Origin of the sequence: Exiguobacterium flavidum (assembly GCF_003344535.1) — a bacterium.
GTDB lineage: Bacteria > Bacillota > Bacilli > Exiguobacteriales > Exiguobacteriaceae > Exiguobacterium_A > Exiguobacterium_A flavidum.
This window is the reverse complement of the sequence record NZ_QPKS01000014.1, coordinates 54,405-73,156: the sequence shown is the minus strand read 5'-3', so window position 1 is coordinate 73,156 and position 18,752 is coordinate 54,405. Positions and strand designations below refer to the sequence as shown.

General features: G+C 56.5%; 20 protein-coding genes. 14 read left to right on the top strand and 6 right to left on the bottom strand.

The window, feature by feature from the left end; translation table 11 throughout:
- Nucleotides 1–90: 90 nt before the first annotated feature.
- From DFG60_RS12620 to cbpA, 5 genes are all read right to left on the bottom strand, one after another.
- The gene (locus DFG60_RS12620) at nt 91–750 is read right to left on the bottom strand and encodes a C40 family peptidase (protein WP_198661601.1); all 660 of its coding nucleotides are present in this window, start codon (nt 748–750) and stop codon (nt 91–93) included.
- Nucleotides 751–993: 243 nt separating this feature from the next.
- Complete coding sequence (locus DFG60_RS12615; RefSeq protein WP_114572137.1) at nt 994–4,131, bottom strand: efflux RND transporter permease subunit; 3,138 nt, start codon at nt 4,129–4,131, stop codon at nt 994–996.
- A gap of 6 nt (nt 4,132–4,137) precedes the next feature.
- On the bottom strand, nt 4,138–4,716 hold the full coding sequence (locus tag DFG60_RS12610) for a TetR/AcrR family transcriptional regulator (RefSeq protein ID WP_114572136.1): 579 nt from the start codon (nt 4,714–4,716) through the stop codon (nt 4,138–4,140).
- Between the two features lie 156 nt (nt 4,717–4,872).
- Entirely contained in the window at nt 4,873–5,622 is a 750-nt protein-coding gene (locus DFG60_RS12605) for a pyrroline-5-carboxylate reductase family protein (RefSeq protein ID WP_114572135.1), read from the bottom strand.
- A 53-nt stretch (nt 5,623–5,675) separates the two neighbouring features.
- Nucleotides 5,676–6,314 carry a cyclic di-AMP binding protein CbpA gene (gene cbpA, locus DFG60_RS12600; RefSeq protein ID WP_114572134.1) on the bottom strand — a complete coding sequence of 213 codons (639 nt, stop codon included), beginning with the start codon at nt 6,312–6,314 and terminating at the stop codon, nt 5,676–5,678.
- 315 nt (nt 6,315–6,629) lie between these two features.
- On the opposite strand from cbpA, the gene DFG60_RS12595 reads away from it, so the two are divergent.
- The 9 genes from DFG60_RS12595 to queF all read left to right on the top strand — a co-directional run bounded on the left by DFG60_RS12595 (nt 6,630) and on the right by queF (nt 12,784).
- Nucleotides 6,630–7,247, top strand: coding sequence for a DUF47 domain-containing protein (locus tag DFG60_RS12595; protein ID WP_114572133.1), 618 nt, complete (start codon nt 6,630–6,632; stop codon nt 7,245–7,247).
- Nucleotides 7,248–7,263: 16 nt separating this feature from the next.
- Nucleotides 7,264–8,268: an inorganic phosphate transporter gene (locus tag DFG60_RS12590; RefSeq protein WP_114572132.1), complete on the top strand. Its 1,005-nt coding sequence runs from the start codon at nt 7,264–7,266 to the stop codon at nt 8,266–8,268.
- 126 nt (nt 8,269–8,394) lie between these two features.
- A complete protein-coding gene (locus tag DFG60_RS12585; protein WP_114572131.1) occupies nt 8,395–9,210 on the top strand; it encodes a bifunctional hydroxymethylpyrimidine kinase/phosphomethylpyrimidine kinase in 816 nt (271 codons plus the stop codon).
- Between the two features lie 64 nt (nt 9,211–9,274).
- Nucleotides 9,275–9,640 (top strand): YojF family protein, encoded by a 366-nt coding sequence (locus DFG60_RS12580; protein WP_114572130.1) that lies wholly within the window; start codon nt 9,275–9,277, stop codon nt 9,638–9,640.
- A 1-nt stretch (nt 9,641) separates the two neighbouring features.
- Nucleotides 9,642–10,289, top strand: a complete 648-nt coding sequence (bshB2, locus tag DFG60_RS12575) for a bacillithiol biosynthesis deacetylase BshB2 (protein WP_114572129.1) — start codon at nt 9,642–9,644, stop codon at nt 10,287–10,289.
- A gap of 172 nt (nt 10,290–10,461) precedes the next feature.
- The gene (gene queC / locus DFG60_RS12570; RefSeq protein ID WP_114572128.1) at nt 10,462–11,118 is read left to right on the top strand and encodes a 7-cyano-7-deazaguanine synthase QueC; all 657 of its coding nucleotides are present in this window, start codon (nt 10,462–10,464) and stop codon (nt 11,116–11,118) included.
- On the top strand, nt 11,115–11,570 hold the full coding sequence (gene queD, locus DFG60_RS12565) for a 6-carboxytetrahydropterin synthase QueD (RefSeq protein WP_114572127.1): 456 nt from the start codon (nt 11,115–11,117) through the stop codon (nt 11,568–11,570). Before queC ends, queD begins: the two co-directional genes overlap by 4 nt.
- Nucleotides 11,567–12,280, top strand: a complete 714-nt coding sequence (gene queE / locus DFG60_RS13765; RefSeq protein ID WP_232818713.1) for a 7-carboxy-7-deazaguanine synthase QueE — start codon at nt 11,567–11,569, stop codon at nt 12,278–12,280. The genes queD and queE overlap by 4 nt, the downstream gene beginning before the upstream one ends.
- Before the next feature lie 15 nt (nt 12,281–12,295).
- Entirely contained in the window at nt 12,296–12,784 is a 489-nt protein-coding gene (gene queF / locus DFG60_RS13760; protein ID WP_198661599.1) for a preQ(1) synthase, read from the top strand.
- A gap of 68 nt (nt 12,785–12,852) precedes the next feature.
- Here the strand turns inward: queF and DFG60_RS12555 are convergent, their stop codons facing one another.
- The gene (locus DFG60_RS12555; RefSeq protein WP_114572126.1) at nt 12,853–13,131 is read right to left on the bottom strand and encodes a helix-turn-helix domain-containing protein; all 279 of its coding nucleotides are present in this window, start codon (nt 13,129–13,131) and stop codon (nt 12,853–12,855) included.
- A 237-nt stretch (nt 13,132–13,368) separates the two neighbouring features.
- Here DFG60_RS12555 and DFG60_RS12550 point away from each other — a divergent pair, with 237 nt between their 5' ends.
- From DFG60_RS12550 to DFG60_RS12530, 5 genes are all read left to right on the top strand, one after another.
- Nucleotides 13,369–15,018, top strand: a complete 1,650-nt coding sequence (locus tag DFG60_RS12550) for a PTS transporter subunit IIBC (protein ID WP_114572125.1) — start codon at nt 13,369–13,371, stop codon at nt 15,016–15,018.
- A gap of 91 nt (nt 15,019–15,109) precedes the next feature.
- On the top strand, nt 15,110–15,904 hold the full coding sequence (locus DFG60_RS12545; protein ID WP_114572124.1) for an endonuclease/exonuclease/phosphatase family protein: 795 nt from the start codon (nt 15,110–15,112) through the stop codon (nt 15,902–15,904).
- Nucleotides 15,905–16,014: 110 nt separating this feature from the next.
- Nucleotides 16,015–16,983, top strand: a complete 969-nt coding sequence (locus DFG60_RS12540; protein ID WP_408608668.1) for a carbohydrate kinase family protein — start codon at nt 16,015–16,017, stop codon at nt 16,981–16,983.
- 182 nt (nt 16,984–17,165) lie between these two features.
- Nucleotides 17,166–17,393 carry a hypothetical protein gene (locus tag DFG60_RS12535; RefSeq protein ID WP_114572123.1) on the top strand — a complete coding sequence of 76 codons (228 nt, stop codon included), beginning with the start codon at nt 17,166–17,168 and terminating at the stop codon, nt 17,391–17,393.
- 87 nt (nt 17,394–17,480) lie between these two features.
- Nucleotides 17,481–18,752: a purine/pyrimidine permease gene (locus DFG60_RS12530; RefSeq protein ID WP_114572122.1), complete on the top strand. Its 1,272-nt coding sequence runs from the start codon at nt 17,481–17,483 to the stop codon at nt 18,750–18,752.

The following is an 18,752-nucleotide window of genomic DNA, read 5'->3' as shown; positions in this document are numbered from 1 at the left end:
GACTCAGGTCCTCAAGGTCGCCTGACGAATCATTCATTGTCTAACTTTTTTGGTTCAGTTCAGGATCCACCCCTGCCTTCTTCGTCTTCGTCAGAGCGCTCCTGCTCCGACATATTTCGAACCCCAGTACCCTGAACGGAAACTTTCCTTCATTACTTTCCCGTAGTATGAGTTCGCGTTGATCATCGTTGATCCGTCGACTGCGATTCCGACGTGTTGGATGCCGCCTCCGAAGCTGAAGAAGACGAGATCTCCTGCTTGCGGCGCAGTACGCGACGTCGCTGCGTACTGCGCTGCCGCCGTACGCGGAAGCTTCTTGCCGAGCGCCTTATAGACGTAGGAAGTCAAACCTGAACAGTCGAAGCCGTAAGCTCCGGTCGAACCGTAGACGTAAGGGCGTCCCTTCAGGCCTTCAGCGACTGCGACGATGCTTGCGCCCGCCTTCGTCAGGCCTTTCGTCTTCAAGCGGTAAGGCTTCGTATATGTACTGAGAATGTAGCCCGTCTTCCCTTCATAGCGGACCTTGTACCAGCCATTCGCAGTTTTCGCTTCTACCGCCACGGCTTGACCGAGTGACAACTGCCCAAGTTTCTTTCCTTTGACGCTCGAAGTCGAACGAACGTTCAGGATGTCAGCCGAGACGAGAACCTTGCTCTTTGATGCCGCTTCCGTTGCCGTCGGCGCGAATGTGAAACCGCTGAACAAGATGGTTGCCGCTGTAAGTAGACGTGCGAAAAACGATGCCTTCATGGAATTCATTCTCCTTTTGATATGTAGTGTTTAGTATGCAACGTGACGCTTATATGTAAGTCGTTGAATTGTCAGATAATTTCTGTTTTCATTCTACTACCTTCTATCTTGATAAAACATTACAGTTGATTAACGCAGACTTCTTTTTTGTAATCACTCTGTAACAATCAAAAAAAGACCTTTGGAATGGCTATTTCAAGCCACTCCAAAAGTCTTCATGCGATTTCTTCAGCGTCCTGTGACTCAATCCATTGACTTCTTTTTGCGGAAACGCGCGAAGAATTCATAGACGATCGGCACGATCAGGAGGGTCAAGAGGGTCGAACTCGTCAATCCTCCGATCACCGTGACACCGAGTCCCTTCGAAATCAGGGCTCCACCTTCGAGTCCGAGGGCAAGTGGCGCCAGTGCGCCGATCGTCGCGAGTGCCGTCATCAGAATCGGACGAAGACGTGTCACCGCCGCTTCGAGCAGCGCCTCGCGTGTCGAGAGTCCTTCCCGCTCCTTGTGGATGACGCGGTCGATCAGGACGATCGCGTTCGTGACGACGATCCCGATCAGCATGAGTGCCCCGATCAGAGATGAGACTGAAATCGTCTCACCCGTGATCAGTAGGGCGAGCAAACCGCCGATGATCGCGAACGGCAGCGAGAACAGGATGACGAACGGTGTAAGCGCACCACCGAACGTCACGACGAGGACGAGATAGACGATCGCGACCGCAGCAGCCATCGCAAGCCCGAGCTGTGTGAACGATTCCTGGATCTGCTCCGTCACACCGCCCTGGTCATACGAAACCCCTGTCGGCAGTTCGATTTTTTTGACTGCTTTCTCGATCGCCTGCGACGCCTCCGTCGCCTTGTCGGTCTTCAGCTCGGCCGTCACCGTCGAAACGAGCTTGCCGTCACGCTCCTTGAGCGTATCAGGCGTCGTCCCCGTCTCGACCGAGACGAAATCGGACAATTTCCGCACGCCGAGGGGCGTCACGATATCCGTCTCCTCGAGATCAGAGATGGCATCATAGGTCTTCTGTTCCTTCGGAATGACGACATCGATTTCCTTGCCGTCGACCTTGACCGTCGTCAGCGGCTTCTCCTCCCCTTGGAAATTCGCGATCGCCTGCGCGAGCTGCGCTGTCGAGACGCCCGAAGCGGCCGCCTCTTCCTGATCGACGCGGAACGTGTACTGCTTGTAGGAATCCTTCAGGTCTGTCGTGACCTTGCGGACGTATTTCGATTCCCCTTCGATCGCTTCGACGAACTTCGGAGCCATCGTCTCAAGCTCTTCGATCGAATTGGCATAGATCGAATAGGACACACCGGACGTCGCAGCGCCGCCGCTGAAGTCCTGTTCCTTCCATTCACCTGTCGAGATCTGTTCATTGAGTTCTTTGATCGCGGACTGTTTGACGTCAGCGAAGTTCTCCGTATCCGGATCATAGGCGACGATGAAGACACCCTGCTTCGTGTTCCCCGGGTTCATCGGGTTCTCCCCGCCGACCGTGAACTGAAGATTATCAATGTCGTCCTGTCCGTCGAAGTAGGCTTCCGCCTTCTCGGCAGCAGCGAGCGAATCATCGAGCGTCTGTCCCGGTTCCGGATCGTACGTGACATAAAGCGTCTTTTCCGACTCCTGGTTGAGGAAGTTGACACCGATCGCAGGGACGAGTGCGAAGCTTCCGATCAACAGGACGACCGCAAGTCCGAACACGACGAGCTTGTGATTGAGCGACCAGTTCAGGATACCGCGGTACCAGTTCGCGAGCTTTCCGCCCTCCGTTTCCGGTTTGAGTGATTTCCCGCGGCGGAAGAGCGAATCAGCGAACATCGGGACGACCGTGACCGCGACGAGAAGCGACGCGAACAAGGCGAAGACGACTGTCAGCGCGAAAGGCAGGAACAGCTCCCCGACGAATCCCGTGACGAAGCCGAGCGGTAGGAAGACCGCGATCGTGACGACGGTCGAGGAAGCGATTGGGACGAATACTTCGCGCGTCGCCGCGATGATCAGTTCCTTGCCCTTCAACCTTTCTTCCGGATTCGTCAAGCGGCGGTAGATGTTCTCGATGACGACGATCGAGTCGTCGACGACCCGACCGATCGCGACCGTCATCGCGCCGAGCGTCATGATGTTGAGCGAGATGTCGAGCTGCTTCAAGACGAGGATCGCCATGACGAGCGACAGCGGGATCGAGATGACCGCGATGATCGTCGAGCGGACGTTTCGCAGGAAGAGCAGGATGATGATGATCGCGAACAACGCACCGATCAGCGCCTTGCTGATCATCGTCGAGACAGATTCCTCGATCGGCTTGCCTTGATCGAGTGTGATCGAGACGGCTGAGCCCTCGTTCTCTTTCTCAAAGGACTTGAGCGCATCCTTGACGCCGTTGACGACGTCGACCGTGTTAGCATCCTGCGCTTTCGTGACCTGGATGCCGATCGAGCGTTCCCCGTTCGAGCGCGAGATCGACTCCTCGATTCCTTTGTCCTCGATTTTCGCAACCTCATCGAGCGTAACCGTCGGGACCTTCGCGGCGACCGGCGTTTGTGTTGCCGGGGTCGCAGGGACTTGCTCTGTCGCAGGTGCTGCAGGGACTCCTGCAGGCACTTGCGCACTTGGCTCACTTTGCGTTTGAGGCGTGTATGGAAGGCGGAGCTTCTTCAGCTCAGCTACCGTCTCGGCCTTCCCGTCCATGACGATGGCCTGCTCCGTCGACCCGATCTCATAGAGACCGAGCGCGAGGCGTGTATCGTTCGCCTGGATGAGCTGCTTGACGTTTTCTTCCGTCAACCCGTACCGCTTCAACTTCGCGTCGTCGAATGTGATCTCGACGCGGCGAATCTCTTGCCCCGCGATTTGGACCGTCTGGACGCCTTCGAGCCCTTCAAGTTCCGGTTGCAGGTCGTCTTCGATGACTTTCGTCAGTTCAGACAGCGAGAGTTCCTCGTCCGACACGGCGATCCCGATGACCGGAAAGGCATCGAACGAGATCCGTGAGACTTGCGGCTCCTGAACGCCTTCCGGCAATTCGACGCCTGCGAGGGCTTCCGCCACTTTCGCTTCCGCATCCTCCATGTCCGTGCTGAAATCGTAGTCGATCTGCAGGTTCGACGCATTCTGGAAGGAAGACGAACGAACTGCTTCGACCCCAGCCAAGTTCTCGACTTTGCTCTCAAGTTCCCGGCTGACGTCCTCAAGCACCTGCTCGGGCGTCGCGCCCGGGTAGATCGTCGTCACCGAGACGGTCGGTGTCGTGATGTCCGGTAGCGTCTCGAGCTTCATCGTCGTTCCCGCGTAGATTCCGGCGACGGTGATGATGAGCGTCATGAGCCACAGCGCGAACTTGTTGTTCACTGAAAAACGAATGATTTTATCCATGATCCCTTACCTCTTCCCTTGTTCTGTTTCTTGATCGATCTTTCTTGCCCGTTCCTTCAGGCGATCCATGAACTGCCCTTGCTGCGCGGCGTCAAGAATCGGCAAGCCGAAATGTTGCGACATCATGAATCCGTCAAGCGCGTATCGGATGATCATCGACTCGACCGGGTCGACCGAATCGCAGATCTCCTCGAAGTACAGCTTCATCTGCTCCTTGATGTCTGAGGCGAACGCATCGTCCGCGTCGAACAGCGTCAGCAGGAACAGGAGCGTCTCCGGATCAAGTGGCGACTTTCCTTTGATGCGCGACGCATGGAGTTCCTCGAAGATGACGACGAACGCCTCGAGCTTCCCCATTCCTTGTTCGAGCAGGGCTTCGTAGCGAAGACGGTCTTGCTCCTTCTGCGCAAGAATCGTTCCCTTGAGCAGATCTTCCTTCGATTTGAAATGATAGAGCAGTCCACCCTTCGAGACCTCGGCCCGGCGTGCAACCTCCTCGAGAGTCAACGCCTGGATGCCCTTCTCCTGCAACGTGACCATCGTCGCTTCGATGATCCTGCCGCGCGTCACCTCCGATTTCTTCATTCCCTCCGACCTTTCTATACCGTCTGGACGGTTTTCTATTTTCACTATACGAAATGAAAAGCTGCAGGACAAGCAAAAAGAGCGGTTTCACGTGAAACATCGAACAGCAAAAAAAGCATGCCCGGCGCGAAGGCGCGGACATGCTACAGTATGTGATCATTTCGCGCTCTCGCGCAGGGCACTTTCCATGATTGCCGCGAGCCCTTTTTCCTTCAGGATCTGCAACCCCCGATCAGTCGGACCACCCGCTGCCGCGACGTCGTCAATCAGTTCCGAGACGCTCCGCTCGTCACGGAGCAGAATCTCACTCGCCCCCTTCATCGCCTGGGCGATGATGCGCCGCGCCGTCAGTTCATCGAATCCGTCAAGCACAGGGACCATCGCGTCGACTATTTCATAGAAGAAAGCGGGACTGCATCCGGCCGCAGCCATGAAGGCCGGCATCGTCCGCTCGTCCGTCTCGACGGTCTCTCCGAGCAACAGAAAGAGGTCGTTGACGAGCGTTCGTTGCTCCATCGTGATGTTCCGCCCGTACCACAGTCCTGTCATCCCTGACCGCAGCGAGACCGGCGTATTCGGCATCGCAGCAACCGCACCTCCGCCCGTGATCGCTTCGATTTGCTCCGGTGCGATATGTGCCGCGACCGAGATGACGAGCTGGCGATCCCAGCGACGTTCCTCGAGATAGGACAACACGCCTTCCGGCTGCATCGCGAGGACCACGACGTCGTATTCAGACACGTCTTCCGTCTCGACCGTGCGCACGCCGTAAGCCTCCCGGAGGAAGGACAACCGTTCACGGTCAGACCGGTTCGTCATCGTGATCGATGCCTCGAGTCCGGAAGAAATCCAACCCTTCACGATTGCTTCGCTCATCGCTCCAGCGCCTGCCATCAATATGTTCATTCCATCACCCTCCATCAGAAAAAGGACCAGCACTGGTCCTTTTCGTCATCCTATCATACTCTGATCGCCAAATCCTCCACGTCGACGACACGAAGCCCTTTCTGATTCAGCTTCTCGACGATTTTGTTCTTCGTCTCCAGATCACAATCCGTCGGCAACGTCACCAGCACACGGCGCATGACGCTGCTCTTCGCGTCGAGCGTCATCAGGCTTGCGACCGTAGAATACTTGTTGACGATCTTCGCGATCTTCTCGAGCGCACCCTTTTGCTCGCTGAGCGCGATCGTCAAGACATAACTTCCCGAGTCGCGGTTCCACGCCTCTTCGAGCATCCCGAGCATCTTCCCGTGCGGCAAAATCCCATAGAACTGTCCATGGTCGTTCAGCACCGCAATATATGGAAGTTCCTTGATCGAGAAGAAAACTTCGAAAAAGTTGCTCGACTCATAGATGAACTTCGAGGTATTCTTAATCAGGCTCATGACGTTGTCGTCCAGGCTGCCCCCGTTCATCCCGTGACGATAGATATGCATCTTATAGATGTTTCCTTTGAATGTCTTTCCACTCTCGTCGAGCACGGGAACACAGCGGTAGCCAGTCTTCTCGAGCGTATCGAGCGCCTCTCGAAGCGTCGCCTTCTCGGAGACGGTGATGACTTGATGTTTTGGAATACATAAGCTTTGAACGAGCATAAACGACTTCCTCCTCTGACCTTCTTTGGATGGGCAGTCCCCATCCCTCTTCCTACTATTCGGAGTTCGACCCCTCCACTCCTTCTTTCCCGCCAACCCGACCTTTCATTCTAAAAACACGAAAATACACGACATCCCAATTAATTCTTCATCTGAATTAATACATTAACGATGAATGTAAAAAGGGCAATCTTCTTTTATTAAGATTTTGTAAATGCGCGAAATTAAATATCATTTTAGAAATCGCTCTGCTACAATCGATTTCGTGAAGCAGATTCACGATTCTATTTTTGTTCTTATATGGAGGCAGAAAAAATGTTCAGCAAAAAACAAGATCCATTCGCGGTAAGACTTTCGGAAATCGCAGCACACTTGCAAACGACTTCGCAGTTTTTCGTCGATTTCAAAATCAACGGCATCGCGGACGTAAAAGAATTTGCACATAAAGTAAAAGAATACGAGACTGCTGGAGACCGCATGATGCATCAGCTCATCATCGACCTCAACAACGCATTCATCACGCCGATCGACCGTGAAGACTTGCTCGCTCTCGCGAACTCGCTTGATGACGTCCTTGACGGCTTCGAGGAATGCTCAGCGATCTTTGAAATCTATAACATCGTCCAAGCTGACGACATGATGGTCAAATTCGTCGACGAGATCCACATCGCAGTGAACGAACTCGCTCTTTCGATGAACCTTCTCGTTCAACGCAAACTTCCAGCGATGCGTGAGCACGTCATCAAAGTGAAGGAACAAGAGACGATCTGCGACGACCTTCGCCGTAAATCGATTAAGGCGCTCTTCGCGACTGAGACGGACCCGATCAAAATCATTCAATACAAAGAAATCTATGAATCGCTCGAATCGATTGCCGACTACTGCCAAGATGCAGCGAACGTCATCGAGACGATCATCATGAAAAACGCATAAGTGAGGAGCTAACGATATGGATAGCTTGTTAATCATCACAGCCCTGATCGTGATTCTCGCGCTTGCCTTCGATTTCATCAACGGTTTCCACGATACAGCGAACTCGATTGCGACTTCGGTGTCGACCCGTGCTTTGAAACCTCGCCATGCCATCATCCTGGCGGCGACGATGAACTTTTTAGGGGCAATCACGTTCACTGGCGTAGCTAAAACTATTTCCGGCGACATCGTCGATCCATCGACGCTCGAATACGGGAACTATGTCGTCATCGCGGCACTTCTGTCCGCGATCTTCTGGAACTTACTTACGTGGTACTACGGTATCCCTTCAAGTTCTTCACACACACTTATCGGTTCGATCGCCGGTGCAGCCATCGCTTCAGTCGGCTTCAACGGAATCGAGACGAAAGGGTTCCTGAAAATCATTCAGGCGCTCCTGATTTCGCCGATCCTCGCCTTCACGGTCGGTTTCCTTCTGTACGCGATCTTCAAGATCGTCTTCAAGAAAGGTAACCTTGCGAAGACGAACCGCCAGTTCCGTACCGTCCAGATCGCGACGGCGGCACTGCAGTCATATACGCACGGTACGAACGACGCGCAAAAAGCGATGGGTATCATCACACTCGCCTTGATTTCCTCCGGTTATCAGACGGACCACGAAGTCGCGACATGGGTCAAGTTCTCCTGTGCGCTCGCGATGGGTCTCGGAACTTCTGTCGGCGGCTGGCGGATCATCAAGACGGTCGGTAACCAGATCATGAAGATCCGTCCTGTCAACGGTGTCGCGGCCGACCTTACGTCTGCTGCCATCATCTTCGGCGCGACGGCGATCCACTTGCCGGTATCGACGACGCACGTCATCTCGTCTGCGATCCTCGGTGTCGGTGCATCGCATCGTAAGAAAGGTGTCAAATGGGGAACTGCTCAGCGCATGCTCATCACTTGGGTCATCACGCTCCCGATCTCGATGGCGATCGCAGCACTTCTCTACACGATCCTCGCACTTCTCTTCATCAAGTGATCCATCCGTCCTGCCCTTTGTGGCAGGACTTTTGTTTTAGGACCGGCAAGCTACATCAGTTGTCGCCCATCCGATTATTCGCTATGATAACGACATAGCTTGACTTTCGCATGAGGGGGAAAAAACATGACAAAACGTAAAGCATTGACGATCGCAGGTTCGGACACGAGCGGTGGCGCAGGTATCCAGGCCGACCTGAAGACATTCCAAGAGCTCGGTGTCTATGGTATGAACGCATTGACGGTCATCGTCGCACAGGATCCGGCTAACGCTTGGCACCATGCCGTCTTCCCGATCGAGGCTGAACTCGTCGGCAAGCAGATCGACACGGTACTCGATGGCATCGGCGTCGACGCGATGAAGACAGGCATGCTGCCGACGGTCGAGATCATCGAGACGATCGCTTCAAAGATCAAGGCTTCGGGCGTCAAGAACGTCGTCATCGATCCGGTCATGGTGTGTAAAGGCGCTGACGAGGTGCTGAATCCGGATACGGCGATCGCGCTTCGCGACCTCCTCGCACCTCTTGCGACAGTCATCACACCGAACGTGTTCGAGGCGGGTCAGCTGTCTGAGCTCGGCAAGACGCCAACGAACCTCGATGAGATGAAACTGGCTGCCGCACGCATCCACGAGAAAGGTGCGCAGTACGTCCTCGTCAAGGGCGGCAGCAAGATCGAGGGCACGACGGCCGTCGACGTCCTCTATGACGGCAACGAGTTCATCCTGATCGAGGACGAGCGGATCGACACGCCTTACACGCACGGCGCAGGCTGCACATATTCGTCCGCGATCACAGCAGAGCTCGCGAAGGGCGCTTCTGTCGAAGACGCAGTCCGCAGCGCGAAGAAGTTCATCACGGCTGCGATCCGCAACTCGTTCAAATTGAACGAATATGTCGGTCCGACCGACCACTCGGCGCACCGTACCGTCAACTCTTGATTCATGAATGAAACGAAGCCCGTGCGACCACGGGCTTTTTTGTAAGTCGAAAGGAGTTTTTTTGATGCAACCGATCGAAATCCCGGTCATCCAATCATATATCGATGACCATGCAGGAAAACCGCTCTATATCCACGTCGAGACGACGAACGGCGCCTATGCGACCCACCGTGACCCGTCCTTCCACAACGCTGGGATGTTTCTACGCAATGCCGTCATCACGTACGAGCGCGGCGTCATCACAGGCGTCGGTCCGTACCGGATCGGCCTCAAGCTCGACCATGGATGGCTGTACGGCGAAGGGCTGACGGATTATGAGTTCGCAGGGGAGCAGTTGTTGATCGCAGGCCACGATCTCGAAGGCCGTCTCGCGATCGCCTTCGAGCTCAGCCCGGCACCGTTCGCGCAAGGCGCACAGGAGGTGGAGTAAGATGGAAAACGAAAGATTACTCGTCATCTTCCCTCACCCGGACGATGAGGCGTTCAGCTCTGCCGGCACGATCATGCAACATGCCGAGACGAAGGGTCCGGTCACATATGTCTGCCTGACGCTCGGCGAGATGGGCCGCAACATGGGTCGTCCGATCTTTACGAACCGGGAGGAGCTCCCGCATATCCGGAAGCAGGAGATGATCGAGGCCGCGAAGCGGATGATGATCGAGGACCTCCAGTTGTGGGGTCTGCGCGATAAGACCGTCGAATTCGAGGATGAGGCGCTTCTCGCGGGAAGATTCCGCGATCTGATCCGCGAACTTCGACCGTCCCGTGTCATCTCGTTCTATCCGGGATACGCCGTCCACCCGGATCACGAGGCGACTGCCCGTGCCGTCGTGCGCTCCCTGCGCTCGATCGATGCAGAGGAACGTCCTGAATTCCTTGCTGTCGCCTTTGCGAATAACACACGGGATGACCTCGGACCGGCGCACGTCGTCAACGATGTCAGCGCCTATACGGACCGTAAGATCGCCGCTCTCGAGGCGCATGCCTCTCAAACCGGCGGTCTCCTGAAAGCGATCGAGGAGGACCCTCACCTGCGTGACCTGCTCGTCAATGAACGTTATTATCACTATCCGCTCTGATGTAGCTCTGATGTATAAGAAAAGTCGAGGCCCGGGGTGTCCCTTCCGCTTGGAAGCGCCCCTCGGAGTTCCTCGACTTTTTTCGTACGTTCTGCTAGTGTGAGTAGTTGAGGCCAAGCCTCCGGAGTTCGTAACCTCCTCCGTCACAAAAACTAGGAATGGAAGTGTAATCATGAAAAACGAACGTGCCTTAGTCGTCTTCAGCGGCGGCCAAGACTCGACGACCTGCTTGTTCCAAGCGCTCGCATCGTTCAAGGAAGTGGAAGTCGTCACTTTCAACTATGGACAGCGGCATGCAGAGGAACTTGAGGTCGCACGCGGCATCGCGCAAGAGCTCGGTGTCAAACACCACGAGCTCGATCTCTCCCTGCTCAGTCAGTTGACGTCTAACGCGCTCACTGACCACACGCAAGACATCACGACGAATGAAGACGGTCTTCCTTCGACGTTCGTCGACGGCAGAAACCACCTGTTCCTCTCGTTCGCCGCCGTCCTGGCTAAAGGACGCGGCATCCGCCACATCATCACAGGCGTCTGCGAGACGGATTTTTCAGGGTACCCGGATTGCCGTGATTCCTTCATCAAATCCTTGAACGTCACCCTCTCCCTTGCGATGGACTACCCGTTCGTCATCCATACGCCGCTCATGTGGCTCGACAAGAAAGAGACCTGGGCGCTCGCCGATTCACTCGGAGCGTTCGATTTCGTGCGCGAACGGACGCTGACATGCTACAACGGTGTCATCGGGGACGGCTGCGGCGATTGCCCGGCCTGCGAACTGCGCAAAAATGGACTGGACGCTTATCTCAAGGAGGAGACACACGCATGAAATTCAACTATGAAGCACCTGAAACCGTCGAGCGCCCGACAGGCGACTCGCTCATCTATACGAAATCACGCGTCATGATCGTCAAGAAGCTGACGTTCGACGCCGCTCACCATCTGTATGACTACGACGGCAAATGCCGTGCGCTTCATGGCCATACGTATCACGTCGACCTCGGCATCAGCGGATTCCTCGATAACCGGGGGATGACGCTCGACTTCGGCGACCTGAAGAAGATCTTCAAGGAGCACCTCGAGCCGCAGCTCGACCACCGCTACCTGAACGAATCACTTCCATATATGAACACGACGGCCGAGAACATGAGCGCCTGGATCTTCGAGACGCTCGGGAAACATTTGCCGGACGAGCGGGGCTTGCGCGTCGAGTTCGTCAAGCTCTATGAGACGCCGACCGCCTTCGCCGAAGTCCGCCGTGAGTGGATGGAGCAGGCATGATGCTGAAAAAGACACCGAAGATCCCGGTCCTCGAGATATTCGGACCGACCTTCCAAGGAGAAGGACGGTCGATCGGTCAAAAGACGATGTTCGTCCGGACCGGCGGCTGCGATTATTCGTGCACCTGGTGCGACTCCGCCTTCACGTGGGACGGCTCCGAGAAACCTGAACTCCTGACGGCAGAGACGATCATCGAACGGCTCGACGCGCTCGGCTCGTACGGTCACGTCACCATCTCAGGAGGGAATCCGCTCCTGCACGCCTCGATCGGCGAACTCGTCGAACGCTTGAAGGCGCGCGGCATCTCGATGTCGGTCGAGACGCAAGGGACCTACTGGCAGGATTGGCTGTTCGACATCGACGACGTCACGATCAGCCCGAAACCGCCATCTTCGACGATGAAGACCGACTTCGACCGGCTCGACGTCTTCTTCAAACGCCTGCCCGAGGCGCAGCGCGCCGTCAAGGTCGTCATCTTCAACGAGACCGACCTCGACTTCGCAGCGGCCATCTCCGAGCGATATGAGCTGAAGACACTCTATCTCTCGCTCGGCAATCCGGACCCGGCCGAGACGGGCGTCATCGCCCCCCGGATGCTGTCTGATTTGAAAGGACTGTGGGACCGCGTCGCGCGTGATCCGCGCTTCAACCATGCCCGCGTCCTGCCACAACTTCACGCCCTCGTCTATGCGAACGACCGCGGCGTCTAACAAAGGAGAATAACGATGCGACCAGAAGACTTGAAAGACCTGTCATTGCTCGGCCAGAAGGCCGTTCCTTATATTTTTGAATACCAACCGGAGGTGCTCGAAGCATTCCCGAACCGTCACCCGGAGAACGACTACTTCGTCAAGTTCAACGCGCCGGAGTTCACGAGCCTCTGCCCGATCACGAACCAGCCGGACTTCGCGACGATCTATATCTCGTACATCCCGGACGAGCTGCTCGTCGAATCGAAGTCGCTCAAGCTCTACCTGTTCAGCTTCCGCAACCATGGGGACTTCCATGAGAACTGCATCAACGTCATTGGAAAGGACCTCGTCGAGCTGATGAAACCTCGCTACCTCGAGGTGTGGGGCAAGTTCACGCCCCGCGGCGGCATCTCGATCGATCCATACTACAACTATGGGAAGCCGGGGACGAAGTACGAACAGATGGCGGAACACCGCCTCTTCAACCATGACCTCTATCCGGAGACGATCGACAACCGTTGATTTTCCCACATCAAAAGCTATGCACCGGCGACGGGCATAGCTTTTTTTCGTATATCCGCATTTCCTTGTCAGCTCGGCGTCGCGTCCTGGACCCCGCCCGTCATCCGGCGGATCGCCTCGGCCGGCCAGATGTGGCGCAACAGATGGTCCGTCGGCACGGCGAGCGCCTCTGCCAGCCGTTCGATCATCGAGAGGGAGGGATGGGCCAGGCTCCGCTCGATCCGCTCGATCATCTGGGGCGTCGAATCCGTCAGTTCCGCAAGCTTCACCGCGTCCATTCCCTGGCGTTCCCTCAAACGCCGAATCCGTTCCCCGTACATGGCGATCGGCACAAGCTCCTGGCTCATATGATTTCCTTCCCTTCTCTTCTTTCGACAGACGGTGCTGTACGTTCACCTTAGTCATTTACCCGATTTCCGAAAAATCCACCATCTTTTCTCCTTCAACCATCTCAAAAAAAATTTCTAGAAAGACTGGATTTTTCAAACGGAATCGCTTACAATTTGAAGTGCAAGCGGTTGCATGAAACGTTTACAAAAATTGCACTAATACACCAATAAATACATAGAGGAGTGAAGATTGACATGAAACAGATGATTTCATTCGATTTCTGGCAAAAACTCGGCAAAGCGTTGATGGTAGTCATCGCAGTCATGCCGGCTGCCGGAATCATGATCTCGGTCGGCAAGCTGATCGGGATGTACGGGGGCGACCTCGTCTTAATGCAAACGATTGCCCGGATCATTGAGGATCTAGGGTGGGCGATCATCGTCAACCTCCACGTGCTCTTCGCTGTCGCGATCGGTGGCTCGTGGGCGAAGGAACGTGCAGGCGGCGCATTCGCAGCGCTTCTCGCATTCATCCTGATCAACCGCGTTACTGGTGCCATCTTCGGCGTCAACGGCGCGATGCTGGCTGACCCGGAAGCGACCGTCCAGTCGCTGCTCGGTTCCGAGCTCGTCGTCAAGGACTACTTCACGTCCGTCCTCGGCGCTCCTGCGCTCAACATGGGCGTGTTCGTCGGGATCATCTCCGGTTTCCTCGGAGCGGTCCTCTTCAACAAGTACTATAACTACAGCAAGCTCCCGAACGCACTCGCGTTCTTCAACGGGAAACGTTTCGTACCGTTCGTCGTCATCGCAGGTTCTGTCGTCGCGGCGTTCGCACTCTCGCTTCTCTGGCCGTTCGTACAAGGTCTGCTCAACGACTTCGGCCGCTGGATCGCCTCTTCGCGTGATTCTGCGCCGATCATCGCACCGTTCGTCTACGGTACGCTCGAGCGTCTGCTCCTGCCGTTCGGTCTGCATCACATGCTGACAGTCCCGATGAACTACACGGAGCTCGGCGGCACGTATAAAATCCTGACAGGCGGCTCAGCCGGCTCGACGGTCGCAGGTCAAGACCCGCTCTGGCTCGCTTGGGTGACGGACCTCGTCAACTTGAAGGCATCCGGTAACACGCAAGGCTACAATGATTTGCTCAACTCGGTCGTCCCGGCCCGTTTCAAGGAAGGCCAGGTCGTCACGTCGCTCGCTTCACTCATCGGTGCTGCTGTCGCGATGTACATGTCAGTCGATGCGGATAAGAAGAAGGCATACAAGCCGGTCTTCCTGTCTGCAGGTCTTGCCGTCTTCCTGACTGGTGTGACTGAGCCGATCGAGTTCATGTTCATGTTCGTCGCTCCTGTTCTTTACGTCGTCTACGCGATCATGACAGGTGTCGCGTTCGCGCTCGCTGACGTGATGCACCTCCGGATCCACGCGTTCGGCGCGATCGAACTGTTGACCCGGATCCCGCTCATCGCGAAAGCCGGACTGCTCGGTGACTTGATCCGTTTCATCGGCGTCTGTGTGTTCTTCTTCTTCTTGAACCTCTTCACGTTCCGTTTCGTGATCAAGAAGTTCAACTATGCGACACCGGGCCGTAACGGTAACTACCTCGACGACGTCGCTGTCGAAGGTCCTGCAGAGGCAGCGGCCGGCAAGGCGGATGACGGCTCGCAAGCTGCGCGCATCATCGGTCTCCTTGGTGGCCAGGCGAACATCGAGGATGTCGACGCATGCATGACGCGTCTGCGCGTCACGGTCAAGGACCCATCCCTCGTCGCCGGCGAGAAGGAATGGAAACAAAACGGCGCGCTCGGTCTCATCCTGAAGAACCGCGGCGTGCAAGCCATCTATGGTCCGAAGGCGGATACGTTGAAATCCGATATCCAAGACCATATGGGCGCATAAACCGTATTTTTCGGGTAAAGACAAAAGGTGGAGTTTCCGGTCATCCGGGACTCCACCTTTCCTAATTTCAATTCGTCCAGGAGGAACTCCGATGAGATTACTGACACTGAACTGCCACGCCTGGCAGGAAGAAGACCAACTTGAGAAAATCGAGCAGATCGCTTCACATATCGCGAACCGCGACTACGACGTCGTCTGTCTCCAGGAAGTCAGCCAACTGATGGAGACGCCGATCATCGACGGGAACATCCGCGACGACAATTTCGCCTATCTCCTGCAACAGTCGCTCGCCCGCCTCGGCAAGACATATGCGTTCGTCTGGGACTTCGCCCATATCGGGTTCGATGTCTACGAGGAAGGCGCAGCCATCCTGACGAAGCACCCGGTCCTGAAATGGGATGCCTACTACGTCAGCCGCAGCCACGACACGATGGACTGGAAATCGCGCAAAATCGTCCGCGCGACGATCGACGTCGACGGGACCCACGTCACCTTCAACTCGTGCCACCTCGGCTGGTGGCAGGACGAAGTGGAACCGTTCGACGAGCAGTTCAACAATCTGATGGCACGGATGGACCCGCTCGAATGGACGTTCTTCATGGGCGACTTCAACAACGACGCGCTCGAGCGCGACGGCGGCTATGACTACATGATGCATCGCGGCCTGCACGATGCGTTCCTGCTCGCAGAGGAGACCGTCGGGGTCGAGACGATCCAGGGGAAGATCGACGGCTGGGAAGAGAACCAGAAGGGATTGCGTATCGATCTCGTCCTGTCGAACCGGAAAGTCGACGTCGAGCGCGTCGGCGTCGTCTTCGACGGCATCCTCGGCCCGGTCGTCTCCGACCATTTCGGAGTCGAGGTCGACATCAACGTTTCGCGCTGAATATTCGAGACTGTCCCTGACGGCATCATGCCCGTTCAGGACCGGTCTCTTTTTTCGTTTGGCGGACTAGCCGGCAGCAAGAAAGGGAATCGGTGAAGGAGAAGCGAAGTATGGATACTATACTTGCGAACGGAGGAATTCACATGAAAATTTTCAGCTTAGGGGAGGCGCTGATCGATCTGATCCCAGTCGATCCGTCGAACACGACCTTCCAGAAGAACCCCGGCGGTGCGCCGGCGAACGTCGCCGTCGGCCTCGCCCGGCTCGGTGCGGACAGCTACTTCCTCGGGACGGTCGGCGACGATACGATGGGTGCCTTCCTGATCGATACGTTGCACCACTACGGCGTGAAGACAGACTACATGGGACGCAGCAAGGAGACGAAGACGGGGCTCGTCCTCGTGACGAACGCGGATCACGGCGAACGCTCCTTCGAGTTCATCAACGACAAACGGGCCGACATGTGCTATCAGGAGAGCGACGTGCCGGAAGAGGCGCTCGCACAGGCCGATCTGCTCCATGTCGGCTCGATCTCGCTCATCTCGGGCGACACCGTCGCCGCGACGCGGCGCGCGATCGCGGTCGCGAAGAAGAACGATGTCCCGGTCGCATACGACCCGAACTTGCGTGAAGCGCTCTGGCCGGACCTCGAGACGGCGAAGCACACAATCCGTTCCGTCCTGCCGGATGCTTCGATCGTCAAGCTCGCGGAGGAGGAGCTCGAGTTCCTGACGAGTGAGCCGGACATCGAGCGCGCAGCGCAAGCACTGCTCGAAACCTATCCGGTCAAACTGCTCGCCGTCACGCGCGGCAAGGAGGGCGCACGGCTCTATACGCGCCATGCGACGGCAGAGGTCGAAGCCATTTCAGTCGACGCGATCGATACGACCGGCGCCGGAGACGCCTTCATGTCCGGGCTGCTCTATCAGTGCGCGGCGAGGAACTTCAGCTTCGACTGGGACGAGGCGACGCTGAAGGACATCGGACGGTTCGCAGCCATCTCGGGCGGCCTCGCGACGTCGGTCAAAGGAGCGATGGCCGCCTTGCCGACGCTCCAGGACGTCAAACATTATCTTTGAATATTCCTGGGACAGGCAGGATTCACCGCGTCGAAAAAGGAATAATCTGGTACTGGAGAAATCACAAGGGGGTGTGAGTTGATGTTCGAAAAAATCACGGATACACGCGAATCCCGGCTCTTTGCGAGCATCACGACCGGTACCATGCTGCTGTCCGTACTGATTGCGACGGTGCAGTTCCTATGAAACGCATCCATTTCCTCTACATGGGGATCCTCTTCCTGATCGCAGGCGGCATCCTCTACTCGCTCGAACGCATCGTCGCCCATATTCACTGGACCGCCCTCGTCGGAACGGGCGAGTATCCGCAGTTTCCGCCGCTCGAACCTTTCACGCAAAATCTCTTCCTCCCGCTCTTCCTGGTCGTCGGCATCATCCTGCTCATCATCGGCAGCAGGCGCACCGACTGACGCTTCATTTCGCTAAAGCGATTGTCACTCTCTCCTTCTTTGTACTAAGATGGAGGGAGTTGTTGTTTTTTTGAAAGGAGAATCTTTTTGCCGCGACCTGCCCTCGCCACGCTCCAGTGGTTTTTATTCATCATCTGTACGAACATCGCCCCGCCGCTCGCGATTGCCGCTTCGTTCGAATTGTCAGGTGCGGACACGCTCGCCTTCCTGTCCCGCTCGCTCTTCCTGTTCGCCCTGCTCAGCATCGTCCAGGCCGCCCTCGGACACCGTTTGCCGATCATGGAAGGACCAGCCGGCATCTGGTGGGGTGTGTTCGCCCTCTATGCATCGATTGGCGTGACGCTCTACGGCAGCTATTCGAACACGCTTCAATCGCTCGGCTTCCTGCTCATCGTCAGCGGGGTCATCTGCATCATCCTGACGCTGACCGGTGTGCTGCGCCGGCTCATCCCGCTGTTCACCCCGCAAGTCATCGGGGTCTACATGCTTCTGCTCTCGGCACAGTTGTCAGGTTCCGTCATGAAGGGGCTCATGAACATCGAGAACGGCCGGATCCAGGTGCTTCCTGCACTCATTTCCGTCGTCACCGTCCTGATCGCCCTCTACCTCGAACGCAGCGACCGTTTGCGTCAATACGCGCTCCTCATCACGCTGATCGCCGGGTGGACTATGTTCGCCCTGATCGGACGCGCCGAACGCCCTGAATGGGACGGTTCCTGGTTCACGCTTCCTGAGCTGATGCCGTTCGGGACGATTCACGTCGATTGGAGTCTGCTCCCGACCGCTCTCGTCATCTCGCTCCTGTTGATGACGAACGTCCTCGCGAACATCAAGGTCATCGAACGGATCATCCATTCGAAGAACGGTCAGCGTGTCAAAGGTAAGGTCAGTCCAGCCGGCGTCTCTGCCGGTATCGGGCAGATGTTCGCCGGTCTGTTCGGGACGGTCGGACCGGTCGCGATCTCCGGCACGGCAGGCTTCATCGCCTCGACCGACAACACGGAGCGCAAACCGTTCCTGCTCGCGAACGCGATCAGTCTCGTCCTCAGCATCTTCACCCCGTTCATCGGGCTGATCGCGAAGATCCCTGTCGCCGTCGGCTACGCGATGGTCGCACCGATCGTCGCCGGCATGGCGATCATCGGCGTGACGGAATCGGGCCGTGACCTGAACCGGAAGACGGCGACGATCACCGTCGGACTCCCGCTTCTCGTCGGCATCGGCGCGCTGCTCCTGCCAAAAGGCGCGACGAGCGACCTGCCGCCGCTCGTGACGACGCTCATGTCGAACGGTCTCGTCCTCGGCACGCTCGTCGCCTTGTTCGCGGAGCTGTTGCGCCGCGTCCGGACGAATGATTGA

Excerpts from the sequence above, each read along its gene's own strand:
- queD (WP_114572127.1), top strand. The coding sequence starts at position 11,115 with ATGAAATTCAACTATGAAGCACCTGAAACCGTCGAGCGCCCGACAGGC.
- DFG60_RS12550 (WP_114572125.1), top strand. The coding sequence starts at position 13,369 with ATGAAACAGATGATTTCATTCGATTTCTGGCAAAAACTCGGCAAAGCG.
- cbpA (WP_114572134.1), bottom strand. The coding sequence starts at position 6,314 with ATGCTCGTTCAAAGCTTATGTATTCCAAAACATCAAGTCATCACCGTC.
- DFG60_RS12605 (WP_114572135.1), bottom strand. The coding sequence starts at position 5,622 with ATGAACATATTGATGGCAGGCGCTGGAGCGATGAGCGAAGCAATCGTG.
- DFG60_RS12595 (WP_114572133.1), top strand. The coding sequence starts at position 6,630 with ATGTTCAGCAAAAAACAAGATCCATTCGCGGTAAGACTTTCGGAAATC.
- queC (WP_114572128.1), top strand. The coding sequence starts at position 10,462 with ATGAAAAACGAACGTGCCTTAGTCGTCTTCAGCGGCGGCCAAGACTCG.
- DFG60_RS12590 (WP_114572132.1), top strand. The coding sequence starts at position 7,264 with ATGGATAGCTTGTTAATCATCACAGCCCTGATCGTGATTCTCGCGCTT.
- DFG60_RS12585 (WP_114572131.1), top strand. The coding sequence starts at position 8,395 with ATGACAAAACGTAAAGCATTGACGATCGCAGGTTCGGACACGAGCGGT.
- DFG60_RS12615 (WP_114572137.1), bottom strand. The coding sequence starts at position 4,131 with ATGGATAAAATCATTCGTTTTTCAGTGAACAACAAGTTCGCGCTGTGG.
- queE (WP_232818713.1), top strand. The coding sequence starts at position 11,567 with ATGATGCTGAAAAAGACACCGAAGATCCCGGTCCTCGAGATATTCGGA.
- queF (WP_198661599.1), top strand. The coding sequence starts at position 12,296 with ATGCGACCAGAAGACTTGAAAGACCTGTCATTGCTCGGCCAGAAGGCC.
- DFG60_RS12580 (WP_114572130.1), top strand. The coding sequence starts at position 9,275 with ATGCAACCGATCGAAATCCCGGTCATCCAATCATATATCGATGACCAT.
- DFG60_RS12610 (WP_114572136.1), bottom strand. The coding sequence starts at position 4,716 with ATGAAGAAATCGGAGGTGACGCGCGGCAGGATCATCGAAGCGACGATG.
- DFG60_RS12555 (WP_114572126.1), bottom strand. The coding sequence starts at position 13,131 with ATGAGCCAGGAGCTTGTGCCGATCGCCATGTACGGGGAACGGATTCGG.
- DFG60_RS12620 (WP_198661601.1), bottom strand. The coding sequence starts at position 750 with ATGAAGGCATCGTTTTTCGCACGTCTACTTACAGCGGCAACCATCTTG.
- DFG60_RS12545 (WP_114572124.1), top strand. The coding sequence starts at position 15,110 with ATGAGATTACTGACACTGAACTGCCACGCCTGGCAGGAAGAAGACCAA.
- DFG60_RS12540 (WP_408608668.1), top strand. The coding sequence starts at position 16,015 with ATGGATACTATACTTGCGAACGGAGGAATTCACATGAAAATTTTCAGC.
- DFG60_RS12535 (WP_114572123.1), top strand. The coding sequence starts at position 17,166 with ATGAAACGCATCCATTTCCTCTACATGGGGATCCTCTTCCTGATCGCA.
- bshB2 (WP_114572129.1), top strand. The coding sequence starts at position 9,642 with ATGGAAAACGAAAGATTACTCGTCATCTTCCCTCACCCGGACGATGAG.